The organism is Rhizobium sp. AG207R (genome assembly GCF_027109195.1).
Classification (GTDB): Bacteria; Pseudomonadota; Alphaproteobacteria; order Rhizobiales; family Rhizobiaceae; genus Rhizobium; species Rhizobium dioscoreae.
Window position 1 is genome coordinate 553270 of sequence record NZ_JAEPVT010000001.1, and the last position, 24128, is coordinate 577397.

Annotated in this window: 23 protein-coding genes and 1 pseudogene; 23 read left to right on the forward strand and 1 reads right to left on the reverse strand. The window is 59.6% G+C overall.

Annotation, left to right across the window (positions count from 1 at the left end; genetic code table 11):
* Window positions 1-4: 4 nt before the first annotated feature.
* The 12 genes from JJQ51_RS02355 (at window position 5) to JJQ51_RS02410 (ending at window position 11498) form a co-directional block, all read left to right on the forward strand.
* Entirely contained in the window at window positions 5-2956 is a 2952-nt protein-coding gene (locus JJQ51_RS02355; protein WP_269244231.1) for a TAT-variant-translocated molybdopterin oxidoreductase, read from the forward strand.
* Window positions 2953-4290 carry an NrfD/PsrC family molybdoenzyme membrane anchor subunit gene (nrfD, locus tag JJQ51_RS02360; RefSeq protein WP_152094090.1) on the forward strand — a complete coding sequence of 446 codons (1338 nt, stop codon included), beginning with the start codon at window positions 2953-2955 and terminating at the stop codon, window positions 4288-4290. The genes JJQ51_RS02355 and nrfD overlap by 4 nt, the downstream gene beginning before the upstream one ends.
* Window positions 4283-4843, forward strand: coding sequence for a DUF3341 domain-containing protein (locus JJQ51_RS02365; protein WP_269244232.1), 561 nt, complete (start codon window positions 4283-4285; stop codon window positions 4841-4843). The genes nrfD and JJQ51_RS02365 overlap by 8 nt, the downstream gene beginning before the upstream one ends.
* Complete coding sequence (locus JJQ51_RS02370; protein ID WP_113353076.1) at window positions 4840-5373, forward strand: c-type cytochrome; 534 nt, start codon at window positions 4840-4842, stop codon at window positions 5371-5373. The genes JJQ51_RS02365 and JJQ51_RS02370 overlap by 4 nt, the downstream gene beginning before the upstream one ends.
* A complete protein-coding gene (locus tag JJQ51_RS02375; protein ID WP_113396537.1) occupies window positions 5370-6422 on the forward strand; it encodes a hypothetical protein in 1053 nt (350 codons plus the stop codon). Before JJQ51_RS02370 ends, JJQ51_RS02375 begins: the two co-directional genes overlap by 4 nt.
* Window positions 6419-6823: a hypothetical protein gene (locus tag JJQ51_RS02380; RefSeq protein ID WP_113401656.1), complete on the forward strand. Its 405-nt coding sequence runs from the start codon at window positions 6419-6421 to the stop codon at window positions 6821-6823. The genes JJQ51_RS02375 and JJQ51_RS02380 overlap by 4 nt, the downstream gene beginning before the upstream one ends.
* A complete protein-coding gene (locus JJQ51_RS02385) occupies window positions 6820-7626 on the forward strand; it encodes an SCO family protein (RefSeq protein WP_113388631.1) in 807 nt (268 codons plus the stop codon). Before JJQ51_RS02380 ends, JJQ51_RS02385 begins: the two co-directional genes overlap by 4 nt.
* A complete protein-coding gene (gene coxB / locus JJQ51_RS02390) occupies window positions 7623-8564 on the forward strand; it encodes a cytochrome c oxidase subunit II (RefSeq protein WP_269244233.1) in 942 nt (313 codons plus the stop codon). The genes JJQ51_RS02385 and coxB overlap by 4 nt, the downstream gene beginning before the upstream one ends.
* A complete protein-coding gene (locus JJQ51_RS02395; RefSeq protein ID WP_269244234.1) occupies window positions 8561-10231 on the forward strand; it encodes a cytochrome c oxidase subunit I in 1671 nt (556 codons plus the stop codon). The genes coxB and JJQ51_RS02395 overlap by 4 nt, the downstream gene beginning before the upstream one ends.
* Window positions 10224-10862, forward strand: coding sequence for a cytochrome c oxidase subunit 3 (locus JJQ51_RS02400; protein ID WP_152094084.1), 639 nt, complete (start codon window positions 10224-10226; stop codon window positions 10860-10862). Before JJQ51_RS02395 ends, JJQ51_RS02400 begins: the two co-directional genes overlap by 8 nt.
* Window positions 10863-10869: 7 nt before the next feature.
* Complete coding sequence (locus tag JJQ51_RS02405) at window positions 10870-11145, forward strand: cytochrome C oxidase subunit IV family protein (protein ID WP_113396543.1); 276 nt, start codon at window positions 10870-10872, stop codon at window positions 11143-11145.
* Between the two features lie 197 nt (window positions 11146-11342).
* A complete protein-coding gene (locus JJQ51_RS02410; RefSeq protein WP_156090772.1) occupies window positions 11343-11498 on the forward strand; it encodes a hypothetical protein in 156 nt (51 codons plus the stop codon).
* A 169-nt stretch (window positions 11499-11667) separates the two neighbouring features.
* On the opposite strand, the gene JJQ51_RS02415 is transcribed toward JJQ51_RS02410, so the two are convergent.
* Complete coding sequence (locus JJQ51_RS02415) at window positions 11668-12549, reverse strand: alpha/beta fold hydrolase (protein WP_269244235.1); 882 nt, start codon at window positions 12547-12549, stop codon at window positions 11668-11670.
* Between the two features lie 404 nt (window positions 12550-12953).
* On the opposite strand from JJQ51_RS02415, the gene JJQ51_RS02420 reads away from it, so the two are divergent.
* From JJQ51_RS02420 to JJQ51_RS02470, 11 genes and pseudogenes are all read left to right on the forward strand, one after another.
* Window positions 12954-13361 carry a YciE/YciF ferroxidase family protein gene (locus tag JJQ51_RS02420; protein WP_269244236.1) on the forward strand — a complete coding sequence of 136 codons (408 nt, stop codon included), beginning with the start codon at window positions 12954-12956 and terminating at the stop codon, window positions 13359-13361.
* Between the two features lie 55 nt (window positions 13362-13416).
* Window positions 13417-13890 (forward strand): hypothetical protein, encoded by a 474-nt coding sequence (locus tag JJQ51_RS02425; protein WP_152094082.1) that lies wholly within the window; start codon window positions 13417-13419, stop codon window positions 13888-13890.
* A gap of 35 nt (window positions 13891-13925) precedes the next feature.
* A complete protein-coding gene (locus tag JJQ51_RS02430; RefSeq protein WP_095437759.1) occupies window positions 13926-14177 on the forward strand; it encodes a YMGG-like glycine zipper-containing protein in 252 nt (83 codons plus the stop codon).
* A 110-nt stretch (window positions 14178-14287) separates the two neighbouring features.
* A pseudogene (locus JJQ51_RS02435) lies at window positions 14288-16158 on the forward strand (erythromycin esterase family protein).
* Between the two features lie 121 nt (window positions 16159-16279).
* Window positions 16280-16459 carry a hypothetical protein gene (locus JJQ51_RS32890; RefSeq protein WP_442967271.1) on the forward strand — a complete coding sequence of 60 codons (180 nt, stop codon included), beginning with the start codon at window positions 16280-16282 and terminating at the stop codon, window positions 16457-16459.
* A gap of 224 nt (window positions 16460-16683) precedes the next feature.
* A complete protein-coding gene (locus JJQ51_RS02445) occupies window positions 16684-17880 on the forward strand; it encodes an epoxide hydrolase family protein (RefSeq protein ID WP_152094079.1) in 1197 nt (398 codons plus the stop codon).
* A gap of 128 nt (window positions 17881-18008) precedes the next feature.
* The gene (locus tag JJQ51_RS02450; RefSeq protein WP_113421072.1) at window positions 18009-18626 is read left to right on the forward strand and encodes a (2Fe-2S)-binding protein; all 618 of its coding nucleotides are present in this window, start codon (window positions 18009-18011) and stop codon (window positions 18624-18626) included.
* The gene (locus JJQ51_RS02455; protein ID WP_152094078.1) at window positions 18626-19642 is read left to right on the forward strand and encodes an FAD binding domain-containing protein; all 1017 of its coding nucleotides are present in this window, start codon (window positions 18626-18628) and stop codon (window positions 19640-19642) included. Before JJQ51_RS02450 ends, JJQ51_RS02455 begins: the two co-directional genes overlap by 1 nt.
* Window positions 19643-19644: 2 nt before the next feature.
* Complete coding sequence (locus tag JJQ51_RS02460; RefSeq protein ID WP_269244357.1) at window positions 19645-21924, forward strand: xanthine dehydrogenase family protein molybdopterin-binding subunit; 2280 nt, start codon at window positions 19645-19647, stop codon at window positions 21922-21924.
* A gap of 704 nt (window positions 21925-22628) precedes the next feature.
* Window positions 22629-23615 carry a PAS domain-containing protein gene (locus JJQ51_RS02465; RefSeq protein ID WP_152094077.1) on the forward strand — a complete coding sequence of 329 codons (987 nt, stop codon included), beginning with the start codon at window positions 22629-22631 and terminating at the stop codon, window positions 23613-23615.
* Window positions 23612-23995, forward strand: coding sequence for a response regulator (locus JJQ51_RS02470; RefSeq protein ID WP_269244237.1), 384 nt, complete (start codon window positions 23612-23614; stop codon window positions 23993-23995). The genes JJQ51_RS02465 and JJQ51_RS02470 overlap by 4 nt, the downstream gene beginning before the upstream one ends.
* The last annotated feature ends 133 nt before the right edge of the window (window positions 23996-24128 follow it).

A 24128-nucleotide genomic window follows, 5' to 3' on the forward strand; every position in this document is an offset into this window, starting at 1 on the left:
TCCGATGATAGATCGTCCGGTTCAAAAAGACACGGTCCACGAGCGGTTGATCGGCAAGACGGGGAGGCATTTCTGGCGGGCACTGGAGGAGCTCGCCGATACGGAGGAGTTTCACCGGTTCTCCAGGCGTGAATTTCCGATGATGCACAGAGGCGGTATCACCTTCGACCGCCGTACCCTCCTCAAGATCATGGCGGCATCGCTTGCGCTATCAGGCCTTTCGGCCTGCAAGGGCGAGGAGGACGAGGAGGCGCTCCCATACGTCCAGGCGCCCGAGCGCGTGAGCGTCGGCGTCGCCAAGTGGTTTGCCACAGCCGCGACCTTTGGCGGCTACGCGCAGCCTATCCTCGGCAAGACCTTCACCGGCAGACCGGTCAAGCTGGAAGGCAATCCCGATCATCCCGTATGCGGCGGGGCCACCGATGCTTTCACGCAGGCCTCACTCCTCGGCCTTTACGATCCCGGTCGCTCGCAAACGCCGCTGCACCTGGGCAAGCCCGCCGATTGGAACGCATTCGATGCCGAGATGGCGGCGAAAGCTGATGAACTGGACAAGACTGGAGGGGAAGGGTTTCGGCTGCTGACCGCACCTTTTAGTTCGCCGACCTTGCGCCGCCAGATCGAGGCGATGATGCAGCGGTGGCCAAGGGCACGGTGGCATATCTGCGATCCATTGCCTGAGACCGGCCGATGGAACGCCACGCAGCACATTTTCGGTCGCCCGCTGGAGTTTCAGCCAGCATTCGCCGCCGCCGAAACCATCGTCAGTCTCGACGACGATTTCCTCGGCCCTGGTCCTCGGCAGACGTCATATGCCCGTGCCTTCGCTGATCGCCGGCGGTTGCGCCAACACATGCAAGGGGCGAGCAGGCTCTTCGTGGCCGAACCGACACCTTCGGCCACTGGGGCGGTTGCGGATATGCACCTCGTTGCATCGCATTCGGGAATGGATCGCCTGCTGCGCGCCATAGGCGCGCGGATTGGTCTCAAGGGCGTGGGGGATGTCAGCCTCGCTGATCACGAGCGACAATGGGTGATCGGCGCCTCAACCGCTCTCCAGGCATCTAAGGCCAATGCCTTGGTGCTGGTCGGCGTCCATCGTGGAGACGATCTTCAGGCGCTTGCCTTGCTGATCAATGAGAGATTGGGAAGTCTCGGAAACACGCTTCACTTCTCCGAGCCGGTCAATGCCCAAGCGCCGGACGGCCCGCGATCGCTCGACGTGCTCGTAACCGACATGAACGACGGCAAGGTGTCGACACTGACGGTTATCGGTAGCGATCCCGCCTATTTTGCGCCGGGCGATCTCGCGTTTCGCGATGCTTTGCAGAAGGTGAAGCTCCGCGTTCACGCCGGGCTCTATGTCGATGAAACGGCTTCTCTTTCGCATTGGCATGTGCCGCTTCAACATGATCTTGAAAGCTGGAGTGACGCGCGTGCTGTGGACGGCAGCGTGACATTGATCCAGCCATTGGTCCGGCCGTTTTATGCGGTGCGCGCAGCGCATGTCGTGCTTGAAGCAATGATGGGCCGCGCATTGAGCGATAGGGATCTGGTGCAGCAGACCTGGCGCGCGGCCTGGGATGGAGAGTTCGACGAGCGCTGGCGCGACGCGCTTTATCGCGGCTTCGTTTCGGATAGTGCCGCACCGTCGCTCATCCCGACCATTCTGGACCGCGCCGTCCCGCCGGCTGCGCCGGACGCCCCTTCCGGCCTGTCCCTAGTCATTCGTCCGGATGCCGGCGTCTGGGACGGTACCCTCTCGGAGAATGCCTGGGCGCAGGAGACGCCACGGCCTCTGACCAAGATCACATGGGGCAACGTGATCCTCATCAGCCCGCAACTTGCATCTGAACGGAAGCTGGAAAATGGCGCCGAGGTCAAATTGACGGCGGGGGACGCTTCCATTCACGGGCCTGTCTGGATCATGCCAGGTCAGGAAGCCAATACAATCGCCATCACGCTCGGTTATGGACGCAAGCTGAAGGATTCGATCGCGGATGGTCTTGGCTATGACGCCTACGGCCTGCGGCGATCGGCAACACCTTGGCATATAGCCGGCGTCACCATCGAGCCGACGGACAAAATGCTGCAGGTGGCAACGACACAATTACACCAGGCGATCGACGGCTTCGACTTCATCCGGACGGTCGAAGTCGGGCAGCTTGATCCACACTCCCGGCCGGATCAAAAGCAAAAGCCGCCATCGCTCTATCCGGACAGGCCGATATCGGATCCCTCCTGGGGCATGTCGATCGATCTCGATCTTTGCATCGGCTGCAATGCCTGCGTGACCGCCTGCCAGGCTGAAAACAACATTCCGGTGGTCGGCAAGGAACTTGTTGCCGAAGGGCGGCAAATGCATTGGCTGCGGATCGATCATTACCATGAAGGCGATGCCACGGCGCCGAAGTCCTATTTTCAGCCGGTCCCCTGCATGCATTGCGAGCAGGCGCCTTGCGAGATGGGCTGCCCTGTCAATGCCGCGGTCCATAGCATCGATGGCTTGAACCTGCAGATCTATAATCGCTGCATCGGCACACGCACTTGCTCGTCCTACTGTCCCTATAAGGTGCGCCGTTTCAACTGGTTCGACTTCACGGGCGACGATGCCGAGCAGATCCAGGCCATGCGCAATCCGGATGTAACGGTGCGCAGCCGCGGTGTCATGGAAAAATGCACCTACTGCGTCCAGCGCATCGCTGAGGCACGGATCGTAGCCGACAAGGAGGGCCAGCCGATGCACGATGGCGAGATCGTTACAGCCTGCCAGCAAGTTTGCCCGACGCAGGCAATTACTTTCGGCAATGTCGCGGACCCCAATTCCGGTGTCAGTCGACTCAAGGCAGGTTTGCGTGACTATAGCCTGCTCGAGGAAGCAAACACCCGGCCCCGAACAACCTATCTCGCCCGGATCGAAGATCCGTCCCTTGCAAAGACGGAGGCAGCGGGATGAGCGGGAAAATTCGCGATCAGGACGCCGCGGCCGCGGAGCGGATCACGCGGATCCCGTTGAAATATCCGGCACCCGTCGCATGGTGGATATGCTTCGCATTTTCCCTGCTGCTGCTTTTATCCTTTGTGGTTTCGGCGACGGTGCTTCTCATTTCGGGCGTCGGCGTCTGGGGCAACAATATTCCCGTCAATTGGGGTCTGGCGATCGCCAACTACATCTGGTTCCTGGGCGTCGGGCACGCCGGGACGTTGATCTCGGCAATGTTGCTTCTATTGGGTGCCCACTGGCGCAATTCGCTCAACCGCTTCGCCGAAGCGATGACGCTGTTTGCCGTCATTTGCGCCGGGCTATATCCCATCCTGCATCTTGGCCGGCCATGGTTCTTCTACTGGATCGCGCCCTATCCCAATACGATGACGATTTCGCCGCAGTTCAAGAGCCCGCTGAGCTGGGATTTCTTCGCCGTCCTGACCTATCTCACTGTTTCCATACTGTTTTGGTATATCGGCATTATCCCGGATCTAGCGGCGGTACGCGACCGCGCCAGGCGACGCTGGCAGCAGGTGATTTACGGGCTCGCGGCGCTCGGCTGGCGGGGATCCGCCCGGCACTGGGCACGCTGGAACCAGGCCTACAGGCTGACGGCAGCGATTGCCGTTCCGCTGGTGGTCTCGGTTCATTCGGAAATTTCGCTTCTCTTCGCCGCCGGTCCGATACCGGGCTGGACCTCTACGGTCTTCCCGCCCTATTTCGTGCTTGGGGCGGCCTTTTCCGGTTTCGCCGTCGTCGCCATGATCGCGGTCGTGCTGCGCCACGCCCTCGGTCTTGGCATGCTGGTCACCGACCGCCATCTCGACCTGCTCGGACGCTTCCTGCTCGCAACCGGCCTGATGACGGCCTACGGTTATGTCGCGGAAGTGTTCGACAGCCTTTACGGCGGTGAATTGCAGGAGGTGGGAACGCTGATGGACCGGCTGGCCGGCGCCTATGCCTTCAGCTATTGGAGCGCCGTCATTTTGAATTTCCTACCGCTGCAGCTGTTATGGTTCGAAAGCGTCAGACGCCAGCCGCCCATGCTCTTCCTGATCGGCTTGTCCGTCACGATCGGCATGTGGTTCGAGCGTTACATGTTGCTGACGACATCGCTATATCGCGACTATCTGGTTTCCTCCTGGGGCCAATATCATCCGAGCGTTTGGGAATGGGGCCTTTATGCCGGAATGCTCGGCGTCTTCCTGACACCGTTCCTTCTCTTCGTGCGCTTCCTGCCTGTGATCTCCACGTTTGAAGTGGAGGAGGCCTTACGCGAGACGGGGGATTTGAGGCATGCGTGAGCCGCGTCCTGGAGGAGATCTGTTCGGGCTGCTGGCCGAATTCGACAGCCCAGAGCGACTGATCGAGGCGGTGAAACGCGCGCGCAAGGCGGGCTTTACCGCCATGGAGGCATATTCTCCGTATCCGGTCGAAGAACTGACGGAGGCGCTCGGCTTCGAGGAGAACATCATTCCGTGGCTGACTTTGGCCGGCGGTCTCTTCGGCGCGGTGCTCGGCTACGGGCTGCAACTCTACACCAACTACGCCTATCCGATCGAAATCGGCGGTCGGCCCCTCTTTGCCTGGCAGTCCTTCATGCTCATCACCTTCGAACTCACGGTTCTTTTTGCCGTACTTTCAGCAATTTTCGGCATGCTGCTTCTGAACCGCTTGCCGCGACTGCATCACCCGCTATTCGACATCGAGGCGTTTCAGCTCGGGCAGTCCGACAAGTTCTTTCTCATCATTCTGAGTAACGACCAGCGCTTCCATGCGAAGCGCACACGCGCCTTTCTCGGCATGCTCGAGCCAATCAGCGTGGACGCCGTCGAGCATACGGAGCAACCGGAATGAGGTGCGGTCTTCTCATTCTTGCGCCGATGCTTCTGCTTGCCGGCTGCGATGACATGAACCATCAGCCGCGCTATGATTCCTATGAAAAGAGCCGGCTCTTTGCCGATGGCAAAGCCCTGCAGGCGCCGCCGGATGGAACGGTCGCGCGGGACGATCTTCAGAATGCGCGGGCGCTTGCCGATCGTCCAGCGATGAATATCGAGCTTCTCCAGCGCGGGCAGCAGGAATTCGGCATCTATTGCACGCCTTGTCATGACAACGCCGGCTACGGCAATGGCACGGTGCCGGCGCGAGGCTTTCCCCATCCGCCGAGTTTTCACATCGACCGACTGCGACAGGCGCCATCCCGTTATTTCGTCGAGGTGATCTCCAAGGGCCACGGCGTGATGTATTCCTATGCGGACCGCGTTTCTCCAGGGGATCGCTGGGCGATCGCAGCCTATATCCGGGCTCTACAGCTAAGTCAGGGCGCCAGTGTCGCGAGCCTGCCGCCGGAGGATCAGGCGCAGCTGAAGAGGACGGGATCATGAGCCGGGTCGAAGCCCTGCCGACCCGCTTGCTGGCGCTGAGCGGCGTGATCTTCTGCCTCGCGGCTCTTTCCCTGGCGCTCGTCGCGCCCGCGTCTGCCTTGCTCGGTTGGCTTTCGGCGCTGGTCTTCGTAAGCGCGCTCCCGCTGGGTGCGCTTTGTCTGGTCATGATGATGCGCATAATTCCCGGAATCTGGCGGCACGATCTCGATCATGCGGCGAGATCGTCGCTGTCGCTGCTGCCGCTCGTGCTGATCGCCTGGCTGCCGATCCTGTTCGGCCTGTCATCCGTCTATGAATGGGTTCGGCAGCCTCCAGTGGAACCGTTCAAGGCGATCTACCTGACGCCGTTATTCTTTGACCTCAGAACCCTCTTCATTCTCGCCGCCGCTTATCTGCTTGCGCAGGCACTGTTGCGCAGCCAATCTCGATCGATTGCGATCAGCGGACTCATCGGTTTCATCCTCCTGCAGGAAATCCTTGCGACCGATTGGCTGATGTCGCTCGATCCCCACTTTCATTCCTCCGGTTTCGCGCTCTATGTACTCGCCGGCCAGATGCTGACCGCGCTTGCCTTGCTGGTGCTCATGAGCCTGGGGGAGGGTGGTGTCGCCAAGCCGAGCGTTGTCGGTTCGCTGTTGATCACCGCCATCCTCTGTTGGGCCTATTTGGCGTTCATGCAATATTTCATCATCTGGTCGGGCAATCTTGCTCAAGGCGCCCTCTGGTTTCAGCGCCGTGGTACGGGCATTTGGTCGTTGGTCGAGGTCTCGATTACCTTCCTGCATCTGACGGCACTGTTCCTTCTATTCTTTCCACCGATCCGCCGATCCAGACGGTGGTTGGTGGGTCTGGTATCGATCATCCTCGCCGGGCGGTTGCTGGAATACGCCTGGCTCGTCCTGCCGAGGCTGACAGCGCATCTGGGCTACGCCATCACAGCCTATGGCTTGTCGCTTGCCGGTCTCGCGCAGATCACGCTTGCCATTCTTTCCCGCGCGAGCAAGGTCGCGCGCCGGCTGGCGGCGACCGCGACGGCGGAGGTTTCATGATGGCTGCCTCGCTTTCCAGGAAGCCGCGGCGGCAGAAAGCGTCGCCACTATTCGAACCGAAGGATGTCTCTCCTCGGCTGGTGCTCTGGGTGACGCTTGGCCTCTTCCTCGGCATGGGTCTTTCGGTTCTCCTTGTCTTTGGCATTTTGTGGTGGATTGCGCCGAACGCCGCGCCGCCACGGACGAAGTTCGGGTCTAGGCAGGCGGAGCTAGGCCCACGCCTCGAAGTGTCACCATCCGCCAATCGCGAGCTGCTTCAGCGGCAGGCGGAACAGCGTCTTCAGGGTTACGGCTGGATCGATCGCCAAGTCGGGGCGGCGCATATTCCGATCGACAGGGCCATGGTCATCCTGGCGGCGCGCGGCTGGCCGGATCACGATGAACGGGAGGAAGCGCGATGAGGACGGCCGCATTCACGCTGGCTCTTGCCTTGCTTGTCTGCGCCGGCGAGGCACGCGCAGCCGCCTTCGATCCATTCTCGGTGACCGGAATCGATCAGAAGCCGGATGCCTTCATCCCCCTCGATCTGCCTTTCCATGATGAGGCCGATCGCGTCGTGACCCTTCGCCAGCTTGGGGGCGGCAAGCCGATCGTGCTGGCGCCCGTCCTGCATAATTGTCCCAATATCTGTGGTGTCACCTTGTCGGGGCTGATGGAGGCGATAGAGGGACAGTCATTTCGGCCGGCTACCGATTTTACAATTGTCGCCTTTGGCATAGATGCAGGCGAGGGTCCCAAAGAGGCTTCGGCTTCGCTCAAACAGCTGAAGCGCCGCTTTCCCTCACTCACAAACGACGGCGTGCATGCGCTGACGGGCGAGGTGGCCGCCATTCATAGCGTCACCGATGCTCTCGGCTATCGTTATGCCTGGGATCCCGACATTGGCCAATATGCCCACGATGCCGCTGTCGCTGTCTTAACACCGGACGGGCGGTTAAGCCGGTGGCTCTACGGACTTGCGCCGACCAGCGGAGACCTGAAACTTGCGCTCACCGAGGCCGGTGAGGGGCGCATCGGTAGCTGGCAGGACCAGCTTTTGTTGCTGTGCTATCATTATGATCCGCTTACCGGGCGATATTCGTCCCTTATTCTGATTGCGCTTCGTGTCGCATGCGGCCTCGTCGCGATCCTCGGCATCGGTGTGCTTGTCATCTTGCTCCTTCGCGAGTGCCGTTCGAAAGATGCCGGAAGGAGGCTGCCGTGAATTTCATTCCGCTCTGGCCCTCCGGCGCGTCCGCTTACAGTCATCAGATCGATTTGCTCGTCATTGCCTTCACCGTGCTGATCGTGGCGCTGTCGGCGCCGGTGTTCGTCCTGCTCCTCATCTTCATCGTCAAATATCGGCGGGGCAAGGAGGCCGATCGCAGGCATGCGCCGAACCGCAACATTCCCCTGGAGCTTTCCTGGACCATCGTCCCGTTTCTTGCCTTGCTCGGCTTTTATGTCTGGTCGACGGATCTCTTCGCCAGGCTTTATCATCCGCCTGCCGACGCCATGCAGATCGACGTCGTTGCCAAGCAATGGATGTGGAAATTCCAGCATCCCGAAGGACAGGCCGAAATCAACGAACTGCATGTACCGTCCGGTCAGCCGGTCAAGCTCACAATGGCGTCGCAGGATGTCATTCATAGCCTCTTCATCCCGGCCCTGCGCATCAAACAGGATGTCGTGCCTGGGCGATATACGTCGAGTTGGTTCGTGGCCGACAAGCCAGGCACCTATCGCATTGCCTGCTCGCAATATTGCGGCAGCAATCATTCAGAGATGACCGGCAGTTTTATCGTCATGAACCCCACCGACTATGCCAAATGGCTGTCCCTGTCCTCGAATGACGTGAGCCTCGCCGCGGAAGGGGCGACACTCTTTCGCAGCCGTGGCTGTAGCGGCTGTCACGATCCGGGGGCGTCGGTGCGAGCGCCTTCACTGGTTGGCATCTATGGCAATCCAGTGCCGCTTCAATCTGGAGAGATCGTCACTGCGGACGATCAATATATTCGCGACAGCATCCTGCTGCCGCAATCGCAGGTCGTTGCCGGCTATCAGCCGATCATGCCAACCTTTCAGAACGTCTTGAGCGAGGAGGATGTGATGAAGCTCGTCGCCTATGTCAAATCGCTGAGGCAGGCGGGGGCGACACAATGACCGACGTCGCTGATCCCAAGCTCGAAGAGGCCAATGGCGGCGGAGGCGGCTCAACGGAAACCACGGCGCAGCGCGTCAGCTACCTGCGCGCCGGGCATAGTCTCAAGTCGTGGCTGCTGACGACGGACCACAAGCGCATCGGTGTTCTCTATACACTCTCCATCACGTTTTTCTTCTTCATCGGTGCGGCCGCGGCCGCGCTGATCCGGCTCGATCTGCTGACGCCGGCAGGAGACCTTCTAACCAATGAAGGCTATAATCGCGCCTTCACGATCCATGGCGTCGTCATGGTCTGGTTCTTTCTCATTCCATCCATCCCCAACACCTTCGGCAATTTCCTGATCCCGTTGATGGTCGGCGCCAAGGATCTCGCCTTTCCCAAGCTGAACCTGCTGAGCTGGTATATCTACATGCTCGCCGGGCTGTTTACGGTATTCATCCTGATCGCGGGCGGCGTCGATACGGGATGGACGTTCTATACGCCGCTTTCGACAATGTATGCCAATGGCAACGTGATCCTGGCCGCAACCGCGGTGTTCATCGTCGGCTTTTCCTCGATCCTCACGGGGTTGAACTTCATTGTCACGGTTCATACCCTGCGTTGTCCCGGCATGACCTGGGGCAGACTGCCGCTTTTCGTCTGGTCGCTCTATGCGACATCGCTGATCCTGGTACTGGCGACACCGGTGCTGGCGATCACGCTCGTGCTCATCTCGCTGGAACGGCTGTTCGGTCTCGGTATATTCAACCCCGCGATTGGCGGCGATCCGCTGCTATTCCAGCATCTCTTCTGGTTTTACAGCCATCCGGCCGTCTACATCATGGTCTTGCCCGCGCTTGGGGTCGTCAGCGAACTTGTCGCGGCTGGTGCCCATAAACCCATCTTTGGCTATCAGTTCGTGGCCGGCTCTTCGATCGCGATCGCGGCCCTCGGTTTCTTCGTTTGGGGCCACCACATGTTCGTTTCGGGGCAATCGCTTTATGCAAGTGCCGCATTTTCCTTTCTCAGCATCGCGGTGGCGATCCCCTCCGGCGTGAAAGTTTATAACTGGACGGCAACGCTGTTCAAAGGTCACATCTCGCTCGATCCGCCGTTTCTCTTCGCCATGACCTTCATCGGCCTTTTCGTCTTCGGCGGATTGACCGGGCTGATGCTGGCGATGCTTGCAATCGACGTCCACGTGCACGACACCTATTTCGTGATCGCGCATTTCCACTACATCATGGTCGGAGGAACGATATCGGCCTTCTTCGGCGCGCTGCATTATTGGTGGCCGAAGATCGTCGGGCGCATGTATTCCCTGGCCTGGGGGCGGGTCACTGCGATCTTCTTTTTCATTGGATTCAACCTGACATTCTTTCCGCAATTTCTGCTCGGCTATCTTGGCATGCCGAGGCGCTATCATGTCTATCCGCCGGAATTTCAGGTGCTGAACGTCGTTTCAACCGGCGGCGCCGCCGTTCTTGGGATCGCCTACCTCATGCCATTGATTTATCTGATCTATTCGATGCGCTATGGCAAGCCGGCACCCAACGACCCATGGGATGCGACCGGACTGGAATGGACGACGCCATCGCCGCCGCCGAAGCATAATTTCGAAACGCTGCCAGTCGTCGATCGCCCGCCTTACGACTATGAGATCGAGATGAGGGACGAGCATGTCTGACGCAAGGCCCTCCGTCGCCGAGCCATTCACGGATCCCCTCCAGCAGCATCGTGCCGCGATGATGGGGATGTACGTCTTTCTCGGTAGTGAAATCATGCTCTTCGGCGGCTTGTTCTGCATTGCCGCCGCCGTGCGTCTGGCGCATGCGCCCGAGATTGTCCGCGCCTCCCATGCATTACATTCCGGTATCGGCGGAATAAACACGGCGATCTTGCTGACCTCAAGCCTTTTTGTCGCCCTGGGCGTGGAGAGCGCCAAGGAGGGCCGCGCCAAAATCGCGTCCGGCTGGCTCGTTGGGGCCGCTGCCCTCGGCTTGGTGTTCCTTGTGATGAAAGCCTACGAGTATTGGATGGAGTTTACAGAAGGGCTGCTTCCGATAGAGGGCGTGCATTCCCGCTATGTGGACGACGTTCAGCATCTTTTCATGAACCTCTATCTCATCGCCACCAGCCTGCATGCGGTGCATCTGTCGATCGGCATCGTGCTTTTGATCGCGCTATTGTTTCGCTTGACGCTCGGCTCGATCAAGCTACCGGAGCGGGCGATCGTTCTCGTCACCGTTGGCCTCTATTGGCACCTGGTCGATGTGATCTGGGTGTTCCTCTATCCTGTGTTCTATCTTGCAAGGTGAACCTTAGATGCCGCGCCTCGTAAATCCTCTCGTCGTTATCTGGGCAATCTTGCTGGTTTTGCTAAGTGCCACTATCGCGGCAAGCTTCGTGCTGGGTGGGGCGGTGGGCCTCGTCGTCAGCCTTTCGATCGCGGCGATCAAATCCGCGATGATCTATTGGCGCTATATGCATCTGAACGAGGAGACGCCGCTTAACCGCATTGCCGCGCTTGCCGCCGGTCTCTGGCTGCTGATCCTGCTCGGCTTTCTCGGCGTCGATTACTGGACCCGCGCGCTCGTCTAGCCACATGCGAGCCCTCTCGGGCAAAAAACGCGCAACGTTCGCCGGCGGATCATCACGCGCGATCGTGGCAAGCGATGGAGATATGCTCGCCCGTGAAAAAACCTCTTCGGAACATTGTCGGCCGGATAGGGTTCTACCCTGGTCGACGAGAGATGCCGAACGGACAAGCATGCGTTAGTAGCTCGCGAGGAGACCACATGGACCACCACTCAGATGCACGCCGTCGCATGATGATTTTCGTCGTGACGATTTTCGTTCTTGCCTGCCTCATCGCTGTCTATTTTGCCTTTGCACTTCATCCCGGCGAGCCGGTTCCGCCGACCGCGGGGGCGGTGTCGTCCCAGGTCAAATGACGGCGGCGTAATGATGTGTGCACATGCGAAAAGCGGCAGGTAAATCAGCATCGCCTGATCGAGACGGCGCGCCTGATTTCCTGGTCATCCTGTCGAGGATGTGTGCCCAACGATTTTAGACCGCGCCGGCGATGCCGTTGGCCCCGGAGGCGAACACCGAAGGTCCTCGTCAACGGGAGGTGAGGCGCAAGATCGCATCAAGGGTCTGCTTCGGTGCTTCCTGGGGAATGAAATGGCCGATCGCGTCGAGAACGACGCGTTCATATTGTGCCGCGAAATACTGGTCCTTGCCAGCCGAGGTATCAACGAGATTACACCCGTCGGAAGCGCCGTGCAGTACCAGGGTCGCAACTTGGATCGCCGGGTTTTCGGCAAGCCTGCGCTCGACATCCTCGTGCTCGGGGGCGCCGGGTGTCTCTTTCCAACGCTGCAGATAGGCATGAATGCTGATCGGCGCCCAATCGTCGTTCTGAAGCGAGGGTGCCATCTCGTCGAAATCCTGCCATTTCGTCGGCCAATCGGGAGACCAGGTCGCCCAGAGAAATCTGGCAAGGCGGAGCCGGTCTTTGTCCATTGCCTCCTGTCCCTGCTTGAGTGCAACTACCCACTCGTACCAATATGCCTTTGCCAGGTCGTAGCCTATCTCCTTGATGGGCTGGGAGGTAGCGTAACCCGCAGCCATTGCCACCAGGCCGCGCAGACGCCCGGGAAAGAGTGCCGCCACGCCATACCCGGCACGCGCACCCCAATCATAACCGCAGATCACCACGTCACTCAGGTCGAGCGCTTCGAGGAATTCGGCTAGGTCCTCGGTTAGCGCCGCGACCGCGCCACTCCTCATCGTGTCTGCCGAGAGAAAGGTCGTAGGACCGGTGCCGCGCAGATATGGAGCAATGACGCGATGACCGCCATCCACTAAAGCAGGAACGATCTTATCCCAACAACGGACATCGTCGGGCCAACCATGGACAAGCACGGTGGGCTTCCCGCGCGGGTCACCGGCTTCCTCATAGGCGATATCGAGATCGCGTGTTCTAATATGTTTCGTCATCGGCATGTCCATGATCGATTAATCACTTCCTTGGCCTCAGGCTCGAGGCGGATGAAATGGTCACACGACTAACCATAGCGCATGCCTATTGTTCCAAGGCTGATGGTCGGGTCAGACAGCTGGAATGCGGGATTATGAAAGGGCGAGGGAGGCGAAAGCCTTGTTGGCGTGGAACGCGGTATTGAGCCAAGCAGCAGCTCAATGGGAGGCTTCCAGGATCGCTCAAACCCGCTTTGGAATTTGATCGGAACATTTGGTCATTGCTCCGGTTAGGAAGCTCATTACCCGACCAAAGCGGTGAAAGGATTGCTGTGATGCAGATCAGCAGTTTCAAGGACATGTATCTCGCCGAGCTTCAGGAGCTTGTCAGTGTCGAAAGTCAACTCGCCGATTCGTAACTGCGAATGGCTGAGGTCGCAGCACATCCGTCATTAAAGGATGCACTGGTCCACCATCGCGCGCAAACCGAGGTGCAAAAGGACCGCCTCGTGTCACTCCTGCAGAAGCATGGAGCCGTCCCGGCAGCCCATGCGGATCAGGCGATGCAGGCTCTGATCCATGAGACCGAAAAAATGGCTTCCATGCTGAAGGGAAATGACCTGCGTGATGCTGGTCTCATCGCTTCCGCTCAGAGGCTCGAACATTACGAGATCGCGGCATATGGCACGGCTGCCGCTCTGGCCGGTCAGCTGGACCTGCGGGAAGATCAGGAGGTGCTGCACCGGAGCCTCGAAGAGGAGAAGCAGACGGACATCCTGCTGACCCGATTGGCCAAAGGCGAAATAAATCGAGATGCGCTGCCGTCTGACTGACGGACCACTATCGTGAATATAGCCGGCTGCGAGCTCTAACTGAAAGGAGCATTCAATGAAACACCATGCCCTTCAAGACATTCAGACCGTTGCCAATGTCACTCTCGGATATCCGCACCGGCTGCCTACGATGACCAGGCGCGAACGCCTCGAACGCTGGGCGAATCTTCTCGAGCGCTGTGGGCATCAAGCACTTTCAACCCTGGAGGAGACAGAATTTCAGCCTGCGAGGGATCGCGCGGTCATGCGCGCGGACAACTCGCCTCTGTCAGTAGCGTTTGCCGACCAGCTCATGCATGAAGCGGGCCTGAAAGACGACAGCTACGGCGAAGCCAAGCGATTCTTCGAGCTGAGTGACAATCAATTGCATAGGCTTCTCTGTCATTGCCACTTCGGGCCAACGGTGCGTGCATCGACGGCCGCGCATAACGTTCGTGCAATCATTGCTGCAGGCGATCGGCCGGGCATTTTGACCAGGCTGCGTAATATGTTCGGCGAGAAGATCCGCTTACTTGATCGTCGTTGTTGATACGCCGGCTGGAACGAACTGAAATGGAGGTTCAAATGAAAACATTTATCATTGTTACCAGCGTAGCGTTGTGTCTCACGGCTTGCTCTTCGACAGAGCAAGGCGCCGGGATCGGCGCCGCCACGGGCGCCGTCGTTGGCGGCGTAGCAACAGGCAATGTTCGCGGCGCCGCGGTCGGTGCAGCCGTGGGCGGAGTGTCCGGCGCCTTGATCGGGAACGTCGCAGGACAGCCCGGCCGCTGCTACTACCGCGACCGCAACGGGAACCGCTATGTCGATCGCTGTTGAGCTTAGCAGACGTGGTCGGTGTCGTTCTTGAACAATCCATAGGAGCGGATTCGCCCTTACACCACGCCCGAACGTCGCTGGAACGGTGAGGAAAGGGCAAGGAGGCCAAGATGGCCGACTACCAGCGCATGCGCGATCACATGATTGAGGCGCACATTAAGCGGCGCGGGATACGCGACGAGTATGTTCTCAATGCGATGCGTACCGTACCAAGAGAACGCTTCGTCGCCGAGGGCATGGCCGAGTTCGCCTATGAGGATGCGCCTCTCGCCCTCGGGGAGGGGCAGACCATTTCCCAGCCCTATATCGTGGCTTTGATGATCGAGGCGGCGGAGGTGCGCCCGGGCGATCGCGTACTCGAGGTGGGAGCCGGCTCGGGCTACGCGGCGACGGTACGCGTGGATTTCCCGACCAGGCGCCATTCGACGCCATTCTGGTGGCTGCGGGCGGCCCTGCCGTGCCGGAAGCGCTGAAGGAACAGCTCGCGATTGGCGGGCGGCTTGTAATCCCCGTGGGCGAGGAGTTCGGTCAGAGGTTGTGCAAGATCGTTCGGCGCACGGCGGTACGCTATGAGGAGACGGATCTCGGTGCTGTGATGTTTGTGCCCCTGATCGGCGAGCAAGGCTGGTCCGAGGATGGCCGGCGCGCGGCAAGCAATCATAAGCCGGGTGCGTCTCGAAAGCAGAGCCTGCCGGAAATGATTGCCGAAGCAGCGGAAGACCTACCGAACTTCGATGATCCTGCCTTCGGGCACCTTTTCGACCGCTTCGGCGACCGGCGTGTGGTTTTGCTCGGGGAGGCGAGCCACGGAACCGCCGAATTCTATCGTGCCCGGGCTGCGATCACGCGCTACCTGATCACCCGTCGAGGATACACAATTGTTGCGGTCGAAGCGGATTGGCCGGACGCGGCGAAAGTAGATCGATATGTCAGATATCGGTCGGCGTCCGGGCGTGAGGAGACACCATTCCAACGGTTTCCAACCTGGATGTGGCGCAACACAGAGATCCAAGCGCTGATCGAATGGATGCGCAAGCATAACGCAGCTATCGACGCAGAGGACCGCACCGGCTTCTACGGGCTCGACATCTACAACATGTCCGGCTCGATCGGTGCAGTGCTTGACTATCTTGATACGGTCGACCCGCAGGCGGCAGCGATCGCCCGTGAGCGCTACGGCTGCCTGACGCCTTGGCAGAAAAACCCCGCGACCTATGGCCGGGCGGCACTCAGTCGCGGTTATGCGGAATGTGAGCAGGCGGTGATCGACCAATGCCAGGATCTTTTACGCAGGCGGCTGGATTATGCCAGGCACGACGGCGACGCTTTCCTCGATGCCGCCCAGAATGCCCGGCTGATCGCTTCCGCGGAGCGCTACTACCGCATCATGTATTATGGCGGAGCGGAAAGCTGGAACCTGCGTGATACCCATATGTTTGAAACGCTGCAACGCCTGCTTGACGCGAAGGGACCGGATGCCAAGGCGATCGTCTGGGCGCACAACAGTCATATCGGTGACGCACGCTTTACCGATATGGGTGCAACGCGTGATGAGCTTAATATCGGCCAGCTTTGTCGAGAGGCTTTCGGAGGTGAGGCGGCTCTCATCGGTTTCGGCACCCATACTGGCACGGTGGCCGCCGCGCATGACTGGGATGGAGACATGGAAGTCATGCATGTGAATCCCTCCCGACCTGACAGCTACGAGCGGATGTGTCATGATGCGGGAGGGGACAGCTTCCTGCTCGACCTGTCGCCTGGCAAGCACGAGCCACTCCGGCGCCGCCTTTCCGAGCCACGACTGGAGCGCTTCATCGGCGTCATCTATCGGCCCGACACCGAACTGTGGAGCCATTACAGCCAGGCGATCCTTCCCGAGCAATTCGATGCCTATGTCTGGTTCGATGAGACGCAGGCAGTGGAGCCGCTTGGGATTGAGCACCATCGCGGCATGCCGGAAACCTATCCCTTTGGTGAATAGACGATGCTTCGCGACATTGATCGTGTCCTGGCCAAGCTCGTTGCGAGCTTCATCTCTTGCGGAGAAAAATGCGCTTTCTAAATTTTTCGGCCATCGGCACACCAGGTAAAGGGAGGAAACAATGACAAGTCACGTGTTTGACCGCCCTCTTTTCGTGAGAGGGAAGCACTTCATTCAGGAAATATGTTGCCTCGACGACATCGTTGATTTCCTTGAGGAATGGCCGGAAGAGAAGCGCGACGTCGCGCATGTCGTCGTGCTGAGGGCCTGCAGAGATGCGGTAGCGGTCAGTTTCCATTGAGTGCAGTGAGGAAGAACTTCGAGCGGTTCCTGAAGAAGAACAATATGTTGGCATCGATCGAGGAGTTTCCATTTCGTCAGCAGAGCGCCGGCGATCGCGATATCAGTGGCGTTTGACGTTTTCGTGCATCGTCGACGAGATCGCCCTGCTTACCCGCCCGCATCCCGGCTTGTCGTGAGGGTCTCTCATGCGGAACTTCAATGGCCGCTGAGTGTTTCCTGTAGATGCCGGACAATGACTTTCATATACGCTGGGATGCATCCGCGCTCGCATTGTTGCGGTCGCGCATTCGCGGCTTTGAATGGCCGTACAACGCTGCGGACAGCGGATGGCGTTATGGCTGTGATCCCGATTTCCTGCGCCGCTTTTGCCGTCATTGGGCAGACAGCTATGATATCGAAGCCGGCGAGGGCATACTCAACCGTTATCCGCAGCTGCTCGCCGAAGTCGCGCCGGGGATGCGGCTGCACGTCGTTCATGTACGCGGCGAGGCGCAGGGGCGGCGTCCGCTCCTGCTGATCCACGGTTGGCCGGGTTCGGTCTACCAGTTCTGGCCGGTCATCGATGCACTGGCTTTTCCGTCACGCTTCGGCGGCACGCCGATGGATGCATTCGACCTCGTCATCCCTTCGCTGCCCGGCTACGGCTATTCGGATAAGCCGGCCGCGCCAGTCGGCCCGCGCGTCACCGCCGGGTGGCTTGCGCGCCTAATGCGCGACGCGCTTGGCTATCAAGATTATCTGGTGGCGGGGACCGACTGGGGTGTCGTCATCGCCGCCTGGCTCGCTCTGGATCACCGCGAAGACGTACGCAGCATCCACATCGACTATCCCGGCGCGCAACCCGCGGCGGCGCCGACGACCGACGCGGAACGCGCCTATCTCGAGGCATTCGAAGCGGCCGAAAACCGGCTCGGTGCATACAGCCGGCTCCACGCGACGCGGCCGCAGTCGCTCGCCTTCCTGGCGGCGGGTAACCCCGTCGCACAGGCGGCCTGGATTCTCGAGCGCTTCCATGACTGGGCGGATCTGCGTGGGCGTGCGATCGATGAGGTCTTCGGTCTCGATACCCTCATCACTAACCTCATGCTGACCGTCATGACCGATAGCTTCGGATCGGCGACCTGGATGTATGCCGGTGCAGAATCAGAGGGTGCACGACGCCTGCCGGAAGGATGTCGGGTCCCCGTCCCGGTGGGGTTCGCGAGCTTCCCCGATCCGCGTCATCCGCGGCCGCCACGGAGCTGGGTCGAAAAGGGTTACGACGTCGTTCATTGGCGAGAACACGATCGCGGCGGGCATTTCGCCAGCATGGAAGTGCCGGATCTCGTCGTCGCCGATCTCCGGGATTGGGCGGCGTCTTTGGCCAATATCCACCGGAAGGTCGATGGTATCGTCGACGCTGAGAAAAAGGGCGACTGACTGAGCGAGGACAATTTCGTGGCGAAGTCGCCGGGAACCCTGTGGCGAATTCATGGTTAGGCGTGCTCACGGCGGTCCTTCGGACCGTGTGGTCTTCCTGCTGAAATCGACATCGGAAAGGGTATCGGATGTCTAATCCAGAAGAAGCCCCGGCCTCGGGGGTCACGAGGCGCACACTCCTGGCCGGGACAATCACGTCTGCAACGGCCATTTCAGTCGGTGCTGCCTCGAAAGAGCAAGAAGCGCGGCTCGCTGCGGTGTCGACGCAGTCTACGGTCCCGATAAAGATGAAGATCAATGGCCAACCCTATCAGTTCAGCGTTGACCCGCGCACATCGCTCCTGGATCTCCTTCGTGACCATGCGGGCCTGACGGGTACAAAAAAGGGCTGCGACCACGGGCAATGTGGAGCGTGCACGGTGCTCACCGATGGAAAGCGGACCTTGTCCTGCATGAGTTTCGCGGCGATGAATGACGGGCACAAGATCACCACGATCGAAGGTCTTTCGTCGGTTAATGGGCGTCTGCATCCGATGCAGCAGGCGTTTATCGACCATGACGCCTTCCAATGCGGTTACTGCACGCCCGGTCAGATCCTGTCCGCGGTTGCCTGCGTGCACGAAGGACATGCCGGTAACGATGCCGACATTCGCGAATACATGAGCGGCAATATCTGTCGATGCGCGGCTTACCCCAACATCCTCGCTGCCGTGAAACAGGCCCGCGACGAGATGGAGAAGCTCTGATGCTACCTTTCAGTTATCAAACTGCTCGTGATGTCGGCAGGGCCATCGCGGAGGCGAGCGAAGCAAAGGAAACTCCTCCAACCGCCGCGCCGTCACAGTTCATCGCCGGTGGCACGAACATGTCCGACTACATGCGGCTCGGCGTCAATCGGCCGTCGCGTCTGGTGGATATCAACTGCATCGAGGATCGATCATTGAAGACGATCGAGATCGGTGATCCCGATATTCGTCTCGGCGCTCTGGTCCGCATGAGCGAGGTCGAGGACCATCCGGAAATCAACCGAAGATGCCCGATGCTTGCCGAAAGCCTGAAACTCGCGGCCAGCCGACAGATCCGCAATATGGCAAGCCTTGGCGGCAATGTGCTGCAGCGGACGCGCTGCGAATATTTCCGCGAGATTTCATGGCCTTGCAACAAGCGCGATCCCGGCTCCGGCTGCGCTGCCATCGAAGGCTTCAACCGGCAGCATGCGGTGCTCGGAACTAGCGACTCCTGTATAGCGACCTATCATGGAGACTTTGCCCAGGCGCTGATTGCTCTCGATGCCTCCGTCGACATATCAGGCCAATCCGGCAGACGGCGTATCCGCTTTGCAGAACTGCATCGCCAGCCGGGCGATCGGCCGGATGTCGAAACGACGCTGCGGCCAGGCGAGATCATTACGGCCATCGCGGTGAATGTCCCGGCCTGGGCTGCACGATCTCGTTACCTCAAGATACGCGACCGTCAGTCCTATGCCTTCGCCCTCGCTTCCATAGCCGTCGCAATCAACCTCGATGGAGATATCGTGCGCGATGCGCGTATCGGTCTTGGCGGGCTGGCTACCGTTCCTTGGCGCGCCACGGCGGCCGAGGAGGCGCTCCGGAACAAGCCCCTCACGGAGGAAAGCGCCTCAATCGCGGCACAGGCCGCGTTTGCGGACGCCCGGCCGCGCGAGCATAACGCCTTCAAGATCGAGCTTGGAAAACAGACATTGATACGGGCCTTGCTCGAGGTTCGGGATATGAGGATATGACCATGAACGAGGCCGCACCACCTGCAAAGGAAAACATGGGTGAGCCACTGCCGCGGATCGACGCCCGCCTCAAGGTGACGGGAAAGGCATCCTATCCCGCCGACATTCCGGTCAACAATCTCGCGCATGGGATGCTGGTGACGAGTGCTGTAGCGCGGGGTCACTTGACATCGCTGCATCTGGACCAGGCGCGGGCCGTGCCAGGTGTAATTGACATCATTACCCATGAGAGCATCCGAGATGACTTAGAAACTCCCGAATTCGGGACATCGGGATCGACTTCCATCGGGCCTCTCCACGATACGAAGATCTGGCATGATGGCCAGATCATCGCGCTGGTTTTGGCCGAGACCATCGAGGCCGCCCGCGAAGGCGCCATGCGCATCACCGCCGATTACGAGGCGGAGAGACCGAGCACGAGCTTCGGGTCGGAAGGCACGGAAACCGTGGCTGCGGCAGAAGCGAGCAAGCAGTTCAAGGAAGACGTCAAGGCGGGCGATTTCAACGCCGCCTTTGCTGCCGCGGACGTCAAGATCGACGCCGAATACGAGATGCCGACCCAGCATCACAATCCGATCGAACTGTTCTCCACGACTGCTTATTGGCGAGGGGATGAACTCGTTGTTCACGAACCGAGCCAGAATGTCTACGGCTGGAAAGTCGAGATCGCGCGGCAGCTGAAGATCAAACCTGATCAAGTAAGGGTGGTCAGTCCCTACATCGGGGGTGCCTTCGGATCGAAGGGGCCGATCACGCCGCGAACAGCCATCGTCGCGTTTGCCGCGCGCAGGCTTGGCAGGCCGGTGCGGTGTGTCGTTACCCGACCACAGGCGTTCACCACGCAGACCTACCGTGCCGAAACGCGCCACCATATCCAGATTGGCGCGTCGCGGGACGGCAAGATAACTGCTCTAAAGCACGAGGGCTGGGAGGTGACGTCCCGTCCGGATCCTTATGTGGTCGGCGGAACGAAGACAACCGGCCTCATGTATGATTATGGATCGGTACTGACCAAGGTTTTTCTGGTCAAGGCGGACAGGCCGACGCCGAGCTATATGCGTTCCCCACCGGAGACCCCCTATGTCTATGCACTGGAAAGCGCGATGGACGAGATGGCGGTTGCTCTTAACATGGATCCGGTAGAGTTCAGGCGCGTCAACGATGCCGTGAAGGAGCCGATCGAAGGCCGCCCCTTCTCCAGCCGCTCGCTGATGGAATGCTACGATGAGGCGGCCCGCGAATTTGGCTGGTCGAAGCGCAATCCGGATGTAGGCAGCATGCGGGATGGCGACTGGCTTGTCGGCATGGGCTGCGCGACGGCGATCTATCCAACCAATATCGCGCCTTGCGCAGTTCGCGTCTCCCTGACCGAGGATGGGCGGGCACGGGTCCAGACCGCCTCCCATGAAATCGGCACCGGGGTGCGCACGATTGCCGCCCAGGTTGCAGCGGAACAATTGGGGCTCGACGTAAGCGCCGTCGAGGTCGAGATGGGCGATACGCGGCTTCCGCCGGCGCCCGTTGCCGGCGGCTCGAATACGACGGCCAGCGTCTCTTCAGCGATCATCAAAGCCTGCGGGGAAATCCGCGAAAAGCTCGCCCGCGCGGCGGTGACATCAAATGACGGGCCACTCGCCGGCCGCGATCCGCACTCGATCATGCTCAGAGAGAATAAGCTCGTCATCGGCGAGAGTTCGCAGGGCCTCAAGGACGCTTTCAAGCAGTTGGGAGCCGGCGTCATCGAGCAATATAGCGAATTTCGTCCTGACGCTGCTTCCGAGGAAGCCGTTTCCAACCTATACAAGGGCAAACTGGAAATGGTGAGCGGTGATCAAGGCAAGAAGGTAAAATATGCCTTCGGTGCTGAATTCGTCGAGGTCCGGGTTCATCGAAGAACCCGGGAAATCCGCGTCCCTCGGATCGTCGGCGCCTTTGGAGCTGGCCGGATCATGAATACCCGGACGGCGCGCAGCCAGCTCATGGGCGGGATGATCTGGGGAATTTCGTCGGCCCTTCACGAAGCGACTGAATTCGACCTGCGCGATGCCCGCGTCGTCAATCGGGATCTGCAGGACTATCTCGTGCCGGTGAATGCAGACATCCAGGACGTAAAAGTCATCCTTGTGTCGGAGACCGATCCGGACGTCAACCCGGCGGGCGTCAAGGGGCTTGGCGAACTCGGCAACGTCGGAACGGCGGCCGCGATCACCAGTGCGGTCTACCACGCTACCGGCAAGCGTATCCGCAAACTTCCGATCCGCATCGATAACCTGATTGGCTAATGTCAACGCAGGCGCTTTCTCGCGCCAAGACGTGCTTGTTCCCATTGGCAGGCACCCGGATCGGGCCACAGCTCTCTTATGTCGGCAAGCCGTTCTTGCCGGCCTGTTCCGCCTCGGTCACCGGCGGGCATGCCAATGCTCATGAAGGTGCGGATTACAGCGGTCGCTTTTCGGTGCGTCGTCGCGCCCCCGCCAGTGACGCCCCACGTCGGCACGATGGTCGATACCAGCCATTCGAAGATTTAATGTTCTCCCTCCCAGCCTCCTCAGCGCGCCGCAGCGCTTGTCATGTTTCCATCATTCGAGGCCGGCCGCCTAAGTGCGGAGCGCCTACTGGTTCCCAAACCGGTAGGTCGACAAGCATCGGGGAACTGAATTACGGACATAGCGTTGGCAAAGAAACAGGATCGCTGGGACACTCGAGAACCGGATGAGTATTCTTCGCAATGAACGTCGTCTGTTCGGATTTAGCATGTGCTGATAGCTTTTCAGGGCCTGGTTAGAAAGGTGTGCACCTCTTCGGCTTCACCGCATTCTAACGAAATGTCTCTTCATTGAGGATCGCGCAGCGAGGAAGGCGGGGAGGCGATCGAATTACCTCGACGGCATCGCCTTCGTTGCCGGTCTTGCCAAGGCTCGGGCGGCCATTACTTTTACTAGGAAACCTGTGACATATGTCGGGTGCATCTGCTGGAGCAAGGGGAATGATGCTGGAAGATCTATACCGCCTTTTGCGAACCGGACATGTCCAGGCGCAGGGAGTGGTCGATACGATGACGCAGCCGATTGTCGTTCTTGATCAGAACTTGTGCGTCGCGACCGCAAACAATGCATTCTTGAAAACGTTCGAGGTCGAGCGGGACGATATTCTGGGGGAGAGTTTCTTTGATCTCGGCAACGGTCAGTGGGATGTTACCGAGCTCCGACAGCTGATCGCCGCGGTCATCCCAAAAGCAGCCGCTGTCATTGGGTACGAAGTCGCGCATGATTTTCCAACTATCGGCCGGCGTACGTTCCTCGTCGATGCGCGCCGCCTTGTGCACCCGGATGACAATAGCACCAACATCCTTGTCCTCTTCGACGATGTGACGGAAAGGCAGCGGCACGACGCCGAGAAGGATTTCATCATTTCGGAAACACGCCATCGGATGAAGAACCTTTTCGCGGTCGTGCGATCGCTAGCGATGCAGATGAATGCGGAAGATCTGACGGCCGTTGACTACCGTGATCGTTTCCTGGGACGCCTCGAGGTCACTCTTCATGCCCAGGAGATCGCGGCCATCAATGAAACGACCGATTTTGAAACCCTGCTGAGGCAATCGGTCAGCGAGCCTGGAATGGATCGTCTCCATTGCCAGGGGCCAAGAGTGCAGATTCGGGGCTCGGAGATCGTGCCAGTCAGCATGATGTTCCATGAGCTGGCAACGAATGCGTTGAAGTACGGCGCGCTATCCGCCCCAAGCGGTGCCTTGCATGTCGAATGGTCACTGGAGGAAGTGCCGGAGAGCCGCTCTTATTTCGTATGCCGGTGGCGCGAAACGGGCGGCCCCGCGATCATGCCGCCGACGAGAAGAGGCTACGGTACCGAGCTGATCGAAGGCACTTGCCGACATCTTGGTGGAACGGTGGAACTTAACTTCAATCCAAAAGGTTTGACTGCCATCATCAAGCTCCCTTGGAAACGTTCATGAGCGAACCTGAAAATGACAAGGCTCTTGGCAGGATCGTTCTTGTGGTTGAAGACGAGTTCCTTATCGCCCTGGAGCTGGAAAGCGTGTTGACCAGTAGCGGATTCGAGGTCCTGGGCCCGGCGAGCTCGGTCGGGCAAGCCCTCGACCTGCTGAGGAGCCAACGTCCGGATGCCGCTGTTCTGGACGTCACTCTCGGCAGCGAGAAGGTTACTCCGGTCGCTTTCCTTTTAAAATCATGGGATATCCCGTTCGTCCTCGCCAGTGCAAGCGATGCGGCGGAACTTGCCCGGCATGATGTTTTGGCCAAGGCACTCAATCTCGGGAAGCCCACCGACATGAAACGTCTTGTGGACGTCGTTCAATCCTTCTTTAGCCGCTGACGATGGATAAAGCGGCGATCCGTCAAGTGAACGCCGCGAACGTGACCGCGTCGATTGGCATGCTACTCCTTTGAGGCGATCTGGAATACCAGCGAATGGGATGACACCAGCGACACGCCATCCCTGGCTCAGT